Annotated in this window: 10 protein-coding genes and 1 tRNA gene; 9 read left to right on the top strand and 2 right to left on the bottom strand. The window is 36.0% G+C overall.

Annotated elements, in window-relative coordinates; translation table 11 throughout:
* Positions 1-110: 110 nt before the first annotated feature.
* A complete protein-coding gene (locus F3H00_RS03060; protein ID WP_410369055.1) occupies positions 111-2,192 on the bottom strand; it encodes an FtsK/SpoIIIE family DNA translocase in 2,082 nt (693 codons plus the stop codon).
* Between the two features lie 143 nt (positions 2,193-2,335).
* Positions 2,336-4,651: a flagellar hook-associated protein FlgL gene (gene flgL / locus F3H00_RS03055; protein WP_148798464.1), complete on the bottom strand. Its 2,316-nt coding sequence runs from the start codon at positions 4,649-4,651 to the stop codon at positions 2,336-2,338.
* Positions 4,652-4,789: 138 nt separating this feature from the next.
* Here flgL and F3H00_RS03050 point away from each other — a divergent pair, with 138 nt between their 5' ends.
* The 9 genes from F3H00_RS03050 to F3H00_RS03010 all read left to right on the top strand — a co-directional run bounded on the left by F3H00_RS03050 (position 4,790) and on the right by F3H00_RS03010 (position 12,713).
* Positions 4,790-5,536: a YaaA family protein gene (locus tag F3H00_RS03050; protein ID WP_149703689.1), complete on the top strand. Its 747-nt coding sequence runs from the start codon at positions 4,790-4,792 to the stop codon at positions 5,534-5,536.
* Between the two features lie 123 nt (positions 5,537-5,659).
* Positions 5,660-5,962 (top strand): HU family DNA-binding protein, encoded by a 303-nt coding sequence (locus F3H00_RS03045; protein ID WP_012001719.1) that lies wholly within the window; start codon positions 5,660-5,662, stop codon positions 5,960-5,962.
* A 73-nt stretch (positions 5,963-6,035) separates the two neighbouring features.
* Positions 6,036-6,122: transfer RNA gene (locus F3H00_RS03040), tRNA-Leu, on the top strand.
* Positions 6,123-6,188: 66 nt separating this feature from the next.
* Positions 6,189-7,958, top strand: a complete 1,770-nt coding sequence (locus F3H00_RS03035) for a response regulator (protein WP_148798460.1) — start codon at positions 6,189-6,191, stop codon at positions 7,956-7,958.
* A 97-nt stretch (positions 7,959-8,055) separates the two neighbouring features.
* Positions 8,056-8,961 carry an AEC family transporter gene (locus F3H00_RS03030; protein ID WP_103576985.1) on the top strand — a complete coding sequence of 302 codons (906 nt, stop codon included), beginning with the start codon at positions 8,056-8,058 and terminating at the stop codon, positions 8,959-8,961.
* A 62-nt stretch (positions 8,962-9,023) separates the two neighbouring features.
* Positions 9,024-9,278, top strand: coding sequence for a pyruvate kinase (locus F3H00_RS03025; protein ID WP_148798458.1), 255 nt, complete (start codon positions 9,024-9,026; stop codon positions 9,276-9,278).
* A 9-nt stretch (positions 9,279-9,287) separates the two neighbouring features.
* A complete protein-coding gene (locus tag F3H00_RS03020) occupies positions 9,288-9,950 on the top strand; it encodes a response regulator transcription factor (protein ID WP_148798456.1) in 663 nt (220 codons plus the stop codon).
* The gene (locus F3H00_RS03015) at positions 9,943-11,112 is read left to right on the top strand and encodes a sensor histidine kinase (RefSeq protein ID WP_148798454.1); all 1,170 of its coding nucleotides are present in this window, start codon (positions 9,943-9,945) and stop codon (positions 11,110-11,112) included. Before F3H00_RS03020 ends, F3H00_RS03015 begins: the two co-directional genes overlap by 8 nt.
* Positions 11,113-11,237: 125 nt before the next feature.
* Positions 11,238-12,713 carry an aldehyde dehydrogenase family protein gene (locus tag F3H00_RS03010; protein ID WP_148798452.1) on the top strand — a complete coding sequence of 492 codons (1,476 nt, stop codon included), beginning with the start codon at positions 11,238-11,240 and terminating at the stop codon, positions 12,711-12,713.
* Positions 12,714-12,760: the final 47 nt, after the last annotated feature.

The following is a 12,760-nucleotide window of genomic DNA, read 5'->3' as shown; positions in this document are numbered from 1 at the left end:
CCAATGTTTTTAAGAGTTGTAATTATATATATTTTAATGTGCTTTGTCAAGGCTTTTTAGAATTTTAACAAAAATTAAAATTCTAAATTTAAAACAAATTACATCTTCAGCTATAAAATTTCCCTTTGCCCTTTTGCATTCACTGGGCTTAAAACACCCATTTTTTCCATTTGTTCAATTATATTTGCAGCTTTGTTGTAGCCTATTTTTAGACGTCTTTGCAAGTAGCTTATTGAAGTTTTTTGCTCGCTCAAGATGATCTCTTTTGCCTCTTCATAAAGCTCATCAAGTTCATCTTCTCCCAGTGCTCCAACAGCTGCACTTCCACTAGAGCCTTCTTCTACTAAAAATTTCTCGTCATAGACAACATCTTGCTGCTCTTTTAAGAAATTTACGATCGTCTCTATCTCTTTTTCACTCGCAAAAGGAGCATGCAGCCTGATCACTCCAGGACTTCCAGGAGGTGTAAATAACATATCGCCACGTCCTAGCAAGCTCTCGGCACCCATTTGATCAAGAATCACCTTACTATCGATCCTTTGCCCTACTCTGTAGCTTATCCTGCTTGGCAAATTTGCCTTTATAAGCCCAGTCACGACGTCGACACTTGGACGCTGGGTTGCCACTATCAAGTGTATACCGCTAGCCCTTGCCATTTGCGCTAAGCGCCCAATATAAAGCTCAACATCCTTCCCACTAGTCATCATAAGATCAGCGAGCTCATCGATAATCACAACGATGTATGGGAACTGCTCACCGCCTTCCTCTTTCATCTTTTCGTTGTAACTCTCTATATTTTTCGTACGAGTTTGGCTCATTATCTTATATCTTCGCTCCATTTCAGCGACCATATTGGCAAGTGCAGTGATCGCTTTTTTAGCCTCTGTAATGACCGGTGTCAAAAGGTGCGGAATATCGTTATATATGCTAAATTCAAGCATTTTTGGATCTATCATCATTAGACGTAAAGTTTGTGGGCTGTTTCTATAAAGCAAGCTTAAAAGCATCGCGTTTATACCAACACTCTTACCTGATCCCGTCGTTCCAGCGATTAACAAATGAGGTAGTTTTTTAAGGTCTGTCACAAAAGGAGCACCAACGATATCCTTGCCAAGCGCCATGGTTAGTGGGCTACCAGCGTTTTTAAATATCTCGCTCTCTAAAATTTCTTTTAGATAGATTGTTTCCAAATTTTGATTTGGCACCTCGATACCTACAACATCTTTACCAGGGATCGGTGCTTGGATACGGATCGTTTGAGCTTTTAGTGCCATCGCTAGATCATCTTGAAGTGTTAAAATTTTACTTACCTTGATATGTGGAGCTGGACGAAACTCAAATGTCGTGACGATAGGCCCAGTATAAGTTCTAACCACATCGCCGTCTATTTTAAACTTACGGAGTTTATCAAGCAAATTTGAAATTTGCTGATCAATCTCGGCTTCATTGACATTGTGCGAGCGTTTTGGTGGGTCGTTTAAAAATTTAAGCGGTGGCAAGACAAAATTCTTTGGCTTTTCCACATTTCCTCGCTCTATTTGATCAAGCAACTTCTTGTTTTCAGCCACTTCGTTTAAAATTTCAACTCCGTTTATAGTCGAGGCCTTACTCTCTTTTTCTAACTCAGGCTCTATCTCTTCATCTAAATTTTGCTCATCTTCATTTACCACTTGAGCATCTATTAGCTCTTCTTCTTTTATCTCTTCAGATTTTGATCTCTTGCGTTCTAACTTTGGGATTTGTCTTGGTTTTATATCCTTTAAATTTTTGCTCTCCTCGTAGCTTTTTGGCTCTCTATCGACAAAAGCCTTTCTCAAAACGATAATAAAATTTTCCCTAAAAGCAAGCCCAAGTGAAATAATAAACATCATAAGTATAGCAACCACAGTACCGATAGAGCCGATTACCTCTTTTAAGGCACTAACTATAAAATTTCCAATTATACCGCCATTTACACTTGAAGCACTCAAGGCTTGAAACATCAAAAAAGCTATAAAAAAGAGAAAAATTCCTACCAAAAACTGAGCAAAATCAAAATCAAATTTCTTAAAATTTTTATAGACAAAATAGCCCAAAATGATCAATAAAAATGGATAAACATACGCGATAAGTCCAAAATATTTGATATTTAAAATACCAAGGCTTTGTCCAAGCGAGCCAACAAAATCAGCAGTTGGAGCAGCTGTAGCGATACCAAAATATATAAAAATGCAAACAAAAATTGTAAATAAAATATGTCGTAAAATTTTAGATCCTTTATAAAAAAGGCTTATTATAGCACGCTTGAGTTTAATTTTAAAAAATCAGCAAGCTCGGCGGCCTGCTGATTTAAATTTTAATTTAAATAATTTAGCAAGCTTAGTTGATTTATCTTCGCACTTGCTTGTAGGGTTGCTTGATAAGATAGTGAAAGCTGCGTAAATTTCAAATACGACTCCGCATAGTCTGCGTCAATTACATCATTTTTAACAGTTTGCACATTCACTTTCATTACTTCGGCTCGCTCTTTTGTAGCGGTTAAAAGTCTTGATTGAGAGCCGATCTTTGTAAGCTCTTTGTTTGCATGATCTATTAGGTGATCTAGTCTCTTTAAAGCACCTTGCATGCCAGTGTTTCTCGGATCATTATTATCGGCATCAGCTCTATAATATCCCTTTCTAACAGCTTCGATCATATTATCAAGGTCTTGAAAAACGCTCGTACTTGGCTCATCAATAGTTAAAGCATTATTTTCATTAAAGCTAAAGACAGAACCCTTTCCTTGAGGGTGGCCAGCATTACCAGCCGTATCTCTACCAGTGCTATCGCCATCAAATTTATCGCTATTTTTTGCATCATGCATAGTTACTTCTATGTTTGTTACTGATTTTGTCTTATCAGTTAAAACCATTCTGCCTTTATCATCTAAAGTTGTCTCTACCGCGCCCTTTGTTTTTGATAAAGCCTCTTTATAGGCATTATAGTTTTGATCTCTTTTTACTTTTTCAATATCTGTATCAAAATTTGCGTTTTCTGCATGTGGAGGATTTGGGATATTATCGCTTGCTGCCATAGCAACGATATCCATAAGCTGTCTATAAGTAAAATCGCTAGCATAAGTTCTGTAACTTCCAAACTCATCTGAGTTATAGACTGTTAAAGTTCTAGTTGCAGAAGGCGTGCCGCCTGGTGGTGTAGATGTTATTTCAAATTGCACTGGAGTATTTGTACCTCCTGCTGTGCCCATTTTTACCTTTATGTCATATTTTGTACCAGTGATTGACTTTACTTGTAAATTTATCTCTTGATCGTCGATATTAAAAAGTTCTCTCTTTCTAGCGTCAACATCTTTTGGATATAAATTTCTATCGTAGCTCTCTTTTGTACCAGAAACTTCGCTTAGCTTTGTCTGATCTGTTGCATATTCGCCCGTTCTTCTAGCTACTTGAGGTAAATTTGCGATTAGCTCATTGTCCTTTCTTTCAAATCTAACCTTATCATAGTCAAATGCATTTGTCGCATTTCCATCTTTATCGGTATATTTGCTCTTTACAAACTCAGTGATATGAACCGTTTTTGGAACGTTATTTGCCCTAGTCTCAAGATCTTCAAGAGAATTTACCGCGTCAAGTGCGTTGTTTTGAGCGATTGCGCCGCGATTTGGTGCTACTGATGTGGCTGCAACCATATGAAAGTCAATAGTTTGATTACCTTTAGTAAGATCTTTTATATTAAATTGTCCATCGTTATTTATGCTTACATCAACAACCTTTGTTGTTTTTGTATTGCCAAATTCCATACCGATTTTTTCCATAAGCCCAGCCATTGTTGTATTTGCACTCATCTTAAATTTGCTAGTAAATGTCGTGCCGTCTGGCTTTTTGCCTTGCATGAAAAAATATGTATCTGGAAAATTTACATTTGAATTATCTAAAAAATCATAATCCGGATTTATTGTGCCATTGTAAGAGCCATCACTTCTAACCACTGAATCACTAGCGTAATTTAGCCCGATCATATTTTTTATCTTGCTGTTATCGTTTAGAAATTTTGGTGCATAAGAGATGTCGGTTCTAGTTTGATCAGCTAAACGAACATTTGTAGTCAAAATTTTACTGTAATCGCCATCTTTTCCTAAAAATAGATCATATCCTGGGATATTATAAGGAAGCTCAACCTGAGCACCAGCTGATGTTTTCATATAATCACGGTTGCCTTGATACTTTCCTGCACCATCTATTGGCTTTGTATCAACAGCACTTCCAGAAAACAAAAACTGCCCATTAACCGAAGTGTTTGCAATATTCACAAGGTGATTTTTTATACCTTGAAGGTCATTTGCCAAAGCCTCTAGCGATGTCTTACTATGCACGCTGCTAGCTGCTTGGACTACTTTTGTCTTAAAATTTTCAAGCTGTTTTTCAAACTCTTGCAATGCATTATCTGTATTTTTTGAGAAATTTACAGATTTACCAGTGGCATCAACTACTTGAGTGAGAGTAGTCGCTTCATAATCAAGCCTCATTGCATCATTATAAGTCGCAGCACCATCGTATGGATCTTGAATTTTCAAACCATTTGAGAGCTGCTTGTAGCTTTTATTTACACCAGTCATATTTTTTTGGTAGTCATGCAAAGTCTGACTAAAACGTAGTTGGTTTGTTATTCTCATAATTTTTCCTAAATTTTTATTCACTCTAAGCAAAAATGATTCCGCTTGTTTTTATATCGGTAAAAATTTGATTTTTTTTAGCATAAAAAGTTTATTGTATAATCCAACAAAAATTTATATATAAAATAGGTAAGAAAAATGGCATTAAAAATTCTCTTTTCTCCAAGCGAAAGTAAAATTTCTCTAAATACGAATAATAAATTTAATGGTAAGGATTTGATATTTCCAGAGCTTTTTGATAAAAGAGTTGAAATTTTAAATAGATACGATGAGTTTTTAAAAAAAGCAAATTTAGACGATATAAAAAAGCTTTTTGGGCTAAAAGAGCTTAAAGAGAGTAAACAGCTGCGAGAAAGCCTATCTCAAAAAGGTAGCATAAAAGCTATTTTAAGGTATGATGGAGTGGCTTATAAACATCTAAACTATCGTGGTTTAGACAATGAGGCACAAAAATATATAAATAATAATGTTTTAATATTTTCAAATTTATTTGGGCCTATCTTAGCAAAAGATGAGATAACAGAATACAAACTAAAGCAAGGTGAAAAGCTAGGTGGCTTTGAAATTTCAAAATTTTATGAAAAAAATTTTAGTAAAGCGGTTAATGATTTTTTGCAAAATGATGAGATCTTAGACCTTAGAGCTAAGTTTTATGAAAAATTTTACACTATAAAAAAAGAATACATAACTTTTTGTTTTATAAAAAATAAAAAAATAGTGAGTCATCACGCAAAAGCATATAGAGGCGAAGTCTTGCGCCAGATAGCAAATAAACTTATAAAAAATAAAGATGAACTAATGAGCTTAAATTTTAAAAATTTAAAGCTTATTGATATGAAAAAGTTTGGTCTAAAGACCGAGCTTATGTTTGAAATTTGCGAGTAAATTTTTAAAAAATTGCATTTTTTGTTAAAAAAACGTAAAAAAGAGCTAAATTTAGGGAAAAAGTATTGTATTTTTTTTTAAAAGAGTGTAATATAGCCACATAACTTCTTAAAAGGATGGTTCATGAAAAAAGCTGAATTTATTCAAGCTGTTGCCGATAAGGCTGGTCTTTCAAAAAAAGATACTCTAAAAGTTGTTGATGCTACTTTGGAGACAATCCAAGCAGTTCTTGAAAAAGGCGATACAATTAGCTTTATAGGCTTTGGTACTTTCGGTACTGCTGACAGAGCTGCAAGAAAAGCTAGAGTTCCTGGAACTAAAAAAGTTATCGACGTTCCTGCTAGCAAAGCAGTTAAATTCAAAGTTGGCAAAAAACTTAAAGAAGCAGTTGCTGCTGGTGCTGCTAAAAAAGGTAAAAAGAAATAATTTTCTTTTTAGGGGAGCAAGTCTCCCCTTTTTTCTTTTTTTCTCACAAATCTAAAATTTCAATCTTAACCTAGCCCGAGTGGTGAAACTGGTAGACGCGCCAGACTCAAAATCTGGTAAGGGCAACCTTGTGTCGGTTCGAGTCCGACCTCGGGCACCATTATACGCCTAAATACTTTCTAGATTTATCCGATATTATCTACAACATCTTTAAAAAGGATTTTAGATGAATATTGCATCGTTAAAATATAACTTTATAAATTTAAAAGATTTAAAAAATCCTACAGATATGCTCCATGCCTTTAAGGATAAACAAGATTTAGAGATAAACAACGAACAAATTTCAAGTCTAAAAGAAAGTATAAAGGCAAGCAAAGTTATAAATATCACTGATGCCGAGATCAAAGAGCAAAATAGACACAAAATCCTACAAAAAGTAGAAGAAATTTTAAATAACTACTCAAAAAATCTCATCTATAGCAACAATAAAATCCACTCCAATGAACTTTCTAGAGGCTATCATTTTAGTGAAAATTCCTACTTTAAAAATATAAAAGCTTCAGATAGTAGCAGCATGCTATCTACACTAAAAAGTGGATACCTAGAAAATACAAAATTTAAAAATTTAAACGATTACGCTTACTCAAACACTCTAAAAACAAAATATGGCGAAGTAGAAGTATTTTTAGACATTTACGGCGATAACGATAAACTTGGCACTACAAAATTAGAAAATAATAGCTATCTTTTTAGCTTTGATAGCAACAATGACGGCGTGCTAGATCAAAAAGATATACTCTTTGATAAGCTAAAAGTAAGGGGTCATGATAAAGACGGAAATGAAAAAATAGCAAATTTAAGCGATGTGATGCCAAGGGTCGATCTTAGGCAGTTTATCAGCACAAATGTCATAAATCACAACCAAATAGAAAGAGAAGAGCTAAATCGTAAATCAACGATCACAAATAATCCCGATCTTTACGTAGATACAAAAGATATTGACTATAGACACTCTTACTACGCCTCAGATCCAAATACTTTGTTCGCTGCAGAAAACAGATATGAAAAGATAGAGAAAAATGATATAAATAATTTCTTTAAAAAATATGCCCAAAATGACGGCTGGGTCGATCTAAGACACAATAATATCTTTGGCAAAGATAGCTCTTTTAAAAATTTTGCCTATCTTAAAGTGGGTTTTGATGACACTGCAAGGCTAAGCGAGTTTAATCCGATCATTGAGCCAGACAAAGATTATAAAAAAGATGAAAATTTCTCATATACAAAATTTCAAAAAGATAGTTTTATGAAATTTTACAAAGATTATAACGCTGAGTTTGACGCATATAATAAAATGATAGAAAATCTTGGCAATAATTTAAAGAAATTTGAAGAAAATTCAGACTCTTATATATCAAAGCTTGAAAAGACAAAATCAGCCAAAATGATCGCGATGGAAAATGAATTTAAACAAGCAACTGGGCTTGAGTTTAGTATCTCGAATTTAAAAAAGGTAAAAAAGGCTTTTATAACAAATGAAGCCACAGCTGCCGCATCTTTGCAAGATAGCGATAGCGTCATAGCTATGAAGCTAAACAAAGATGGCACCATAAGGCTAAAATTTGATAGTGGTAGAGAGATAGACGTAAAAGAGCTTTATAACGATACTGGCAAGCTAAATACATCAAGCGAGCTAAAAACTAGCATAAATTTAGAGGCAAAAGAGATGAATAATGTGCAGCTAAATAGCTTGGATTTTAAAGATATTGGCTTCATGCAAGGTGATAAAATCGTAAGCCTAAAAGATGCTGGAGCAATCGCTATTGCCAATCTATCTAATAAATTTGAGAGTAAATTTTTAATCAGTCTAAATAATGGCAAAAGCATATCCACAAGAGAAATTTATAATATCAGCTATCTTGAGAATGATTTAAAGAGCAAAGAAAAAATAGATGAGAGAGATAAATTTTATAAAAAGGTTGATATTAAGGCATAAATTTTGAGAGCAAATTTTAAAAAAGGTTTATTGTAATTTAATCTTATGGGTCCTATAATCAATTTTCCGTAAAAATTTAGATTTAAAAGAGAATGCTATGAACTTCACTCCACTTTTTGCAATTTTTTTCATAATCGCAACTGGTTTTTTTGCTAAAAAAGTCGGCATTGTTGAGCAAAAGCACTCGATCCCATTCGTGGATTTTGTCCTTTGTTTTGCAATGCCTGCGCTAATCTTTGACAAAATTTATCACGTAAACGTCGACGTTTCGCTTATAAATACAATTTTAATTGGCTTTGGCTCAACAGCTATCAGTGCTGTCATAGCATTGGTGCTTGGCAAGATCTTTAAATTTACTAAAGTAACAACTGTTAGTATGGTCATGCTAAGCCTTTTTGGCAACACACTATTTGTCGGTATGCCTGTCATTCAGGGATTCTTTGGCGATGCGATGGTAAATGAAGTCATCTTTTACGATCAAATAGCCACTGGTATCCCACTTTCGATCCTTGGACCACTTATTCTCTCTTTTGCTGCACCAGAGAAGGTTTCTCTATTTCAAAATACGATGAAAATTTTAAAATTTCCGCCATTTATCGCGCTTATTATGGCTCTTATCTTAAAAGAAGTTCCTTTGCCTGAGTTTATCTTTGCTCCACTTAGGATGTTTGAAGGTAGCGTTACTCCGGTGGCACTTTTTGCGATTGGTGTTGGTCTTAACTTTAGTAGTATCACAAGCTCCTATAAAGGCGTTAGCGTTGTGCTTTTGTGTAAGATGATCTTGCCAGCTATCGTATTTTTCATCATATTAAAATTTTCAGGTATCCAAATGAATAGAACATGGGTAGTTGGTCTTTTTCAATGTGCAATGCCAACATCAGCCCTTGCAAGTGCGATGGTCATAAAAGCTGGGCTTGATAGCTCGCTAGCCATCTCATCAGTGGCCATAGGCGTGCTTTTTTCATTTATCACGCTTCCAGTTATCTATTTTGTATTTGCGTAAATTCACACTCACTTAACACTAAAGAGATAGTATTTCATCATATTTCATTTAAAGGAGACGTTATGAAGAAATTACTACTAGTTGCACTTGGTGCTATGTTTATGTTTGGTGATATTGCAAATGCTACTGAAATGATGAAAAAAGATGACATGGGCAAAGACGAGATGATGAAGAAAGAGCAGATGATGAAAGATGACATGGCTAAAAAACCCATGGTAAAAAAAGATGAGATGAAAAAAGACGACATGGGCATGAAAGATGAAATGAAGAAAGACGACATGGGTATGAAAAAAGACGAAATGAAAAAAGGTATGTAAAGGTGCTTAATGGTTAGAATTTTGCTCGTTGAAGATGATGAAATTTTACTTGATCTCATCAGTGAGTATCTAAGCGAAAATGGCTACGATGTCACCACTTCAAACAACGCAAAAGATGCACTTGATCTCGCCTACGAGCAAAATTTCGACCTGCTTATACTTGACGTCAAACTCCCACAAGGAGATGGCTTTTCACTTCTTTCTTCCTTAAGAGAGCTAGGTGTTAGCGCACCTAGTATCTTTACCACCTCGCTAAATACTATTGATGATCTTGAAAAAGGCTACAAAAGTGGCTGCGACGACTATCTAAAAAAGCCATTTGAGCTAAAAGAGCTGCTTATCCGCATACAAGCACTTCTAAAGAGAAATTTCTCACATCACAGTGGAGATGCGATCAAAATTTCAAGCGAATTTAGCTTTCATCCACAGAGCAAAACACTAAGCAAAGATGGTAAAAATGTAAATATCTCTAGTAAAGAGAGCGACCTACTCGCCCTATTTTTGCAAAACAAAGGCAAAATTTTAACCAAAGATGAAATTTTTAATAAAATTTGGAAATTTGACGAGGAGCCAAGCGAGCTTAGCCTTCGTGTCTATATCAAAAATTTACGCCAAATTTTAGGCAAAGATGCCATATTAAATAGGCGTGGAGATGGCTACGTCTATGTCTGAAAAGACACAAATTTTATTTAAAATTTTATCCCTTTATCTTGTTAGCTCTGTGCTATTTTTAGGATATTTTTTCATACACGACTATAAAAATAAAAAAGAAACGCTCATTTTAAACGAGGTGAAGTCTTTAAAAGAGATAAAAATGGGCATTTACATGAAAGCTAGAATGAATGGACTTGACTCAATTTCAAGTCTAACAAAAGAAAAAGGCGTGCATGCTTGCATCGTGCTAAAAAATGGCGAGAAAATTTATAAAGACTTTGACTGCCAAAAGATCGATAAAAGCAAAAATGTAAATTTGATCGGCGGTAAGGTCGCGATATTTGAAAAGATCCAGTACATGGACGACAACACCACAGACGAGCTCTCACACGCAGATATTTTTCTAGTTGGCAAAGATATCAAGGCTGAAATTTTATCTTTACAAATTTCAACCACGCTAAAGGCACTCTTTTTCTTTTTTGCCCTACTCTTTGTCGCCTTTTACCTCGCAAAACTGAGTCTAAGACCGCTTTATGAAAAGATAGATACGCTAAACCGCTTTATAAAAGACTCAACACACGAGATAAACACACCTCTAAGCGTTATCTCGATGAGCATAGAAACGGCTGATCTTGACAACCTAAATGAGCGAAATTTAAAGCGTTTTAAAAATATCAGCCTTGCCGCAAAGAGCCTAAATAATATTTATGACGCGCTCGTTCATCTAAGCTTTAATCTAGATAAGCCTGGCAAAAAAGAGCTCATAGACCTAAAATTACTAACCGCACAAAGACTAAACTACTTCTCGCCATTTTTTGCCAAACGCGGGCTTAAGATAGACGCCAGTCTAAAGTCAAGCTTCATAAACGCAGACCTTGAGGATATGAGCAAAATTTTAGATAATCTCCTAAGTAATGCCGCAAAATACGCAGCGCAAAATTCAGAAGTACGCATCGTTTTAGAGCCAAATTTCTTTAGCATAAGTAACACCGGTCGAGGCATCAGCAGAGAGGATCAGATGAAAATTTTTGACCGCTACACGAGATTTAACGACGATCAAGGCGGCTTTGGCATAGGGCTAAATTTAGTTAAAGAGTGCTGCAAGAAAAATGATATCGTAGTAAAATGCCAAAGCGAACTTGGTAAAGAAACTACTTTTTCGCTTTCTTGGAAAGACTAAATCCAAAATTTCTAATATTAGATAATAAATTTTATTAAAAAAAATAATTTATAGCAAAAATTTATTTTTGATAAACTTTATTAGTATTATAATCCTTCTACAAAATCTTAATCAAGGAGAAAAGTATGAAGTTACTAGAAAAATATGGACTTTTCATAAATGGTGAGTGGCGCGACGCGAAAGACGGCGCTACCCTTGATGCTAAAAGTCCAGCAAACGGCGAGCACCTTGCAAAGATCGCAGATGCGACTGAAGAAGATGTAAATGACGCTGTACGTGCTGCACGTGAGGCTTTTAAGAAATTTAAACACACTAAAATTAGCGAGCGAGCAAAGCTGCTAAACAAGATCGCTGATATCATTGATGAGCACAAAGAGCACCTCGCAAAAGTTGAGAGCATGGATAACGGCAAGCCAATCCGCGAAACGCTAAATGTTGATATTCCTTTTGCAGCCGAGCATTTTAGGTACTTTGCTGGCGTCATCATGGGCGAAGAAGGCAGCGCAAACGTGCTTGACGAGAAGCAGCTCTCTATCGTTTTACGCGAGCCACTAGGAGTTGTGGGTCAGATCGTGCCTTGGAATTTTCCATTTTTAATGGCAGCTTGGAAGCTAGCTCCAGTGATTGCAGCAGGCGATGCGAGCGTATTTAAGCCTTCAAGCGAGACAAGTCTAAGTGTGCTTGAGCTATTTAGACTGATAGATAAAATTTTGCCAAAAGGCCTTATTAACATCGTAACCGGCAGAGGCAGCAAGAGCGGCGAGTGGATCAAAAACCATCCAGGCCTTGACAAGCTAGCATTTACTGGCTCAACCGAGATCGGTCGCGATATCGCCATAGCTGCGGCTCATCGCATCATCCCAGCTACACTTGAGCTTGGTGGCAAGAGCGCAAATATCTTCTTTAGCGACGCAAATTTAGACAAAGCACTTGACGGCCTTCAGCTTGGAATTTTGTTTAACCAAGGTCAAGTTTGCTGCGCGGGATCAAGAATTTTCGTAGAAGAGAGCTTTTATGACAAATTTATAGAAGCTGCGGTTAAGAAATTTAGCACTATAAAAGTTGGCGATCCGCTCGATCCTAGCACTCAAATGGGCTCACAAATCAATAAAAAACAAGCTGAGCAAATTCTAAACTACGTCGAGATCGGCAAAAAAGAAGGTGCAAAAGTGGCAGTCGGTGGCAAAGCCTACACAGCAAATGGTTGCGACAAGGGCGCATTTGTCGAGCCAACGTTGCTAGTTGATGTGACAAATGATATGAGAGTGGCGCAAGAAGAAATTTTTGGCCCGGTTGGCGTTGTCATTAAATTTAAAGATGAAGCCGAGCTTATAAAAATGGTAAATGATAGTGAATACGGCCTAGGTGGCGGAATTTTCACGCAAGACATCACAAAAGCACTTCGCGTTGCAAGGTCTATGGAGACTGGCAGAGTCTGGATCAACACCTACAACCAAATCCCAGCAGGCAGCCCATTTGGCGGATACAAAAACTCAGGTATCGGCCGCGAAACTCACAAGATCATCCTTGAGCACTACACTCAAATGAAAAACATCATGATCGACCTAACAGGTAAGGTCAGCGGCTTTTACGCACAATGATTTTAGGGAGCTTAGGCTCCCTTCTACTTTAAATTCCTTAAATTTTA

It is taken from the genome of Campylobacter concisus, from assembly GCF_902460845.1.
Lineage (GTDB): Bacteria > Campylobacterota > Campylobacteria > Campylobacterales > Campylobacteraceae > Campylobacter_A > Campylobacter_A concisus_X.
Note: the sequence above shows the minus strand (reverse complement) of the source record. Positions and strands in the feature narration are given on the sequence as shown.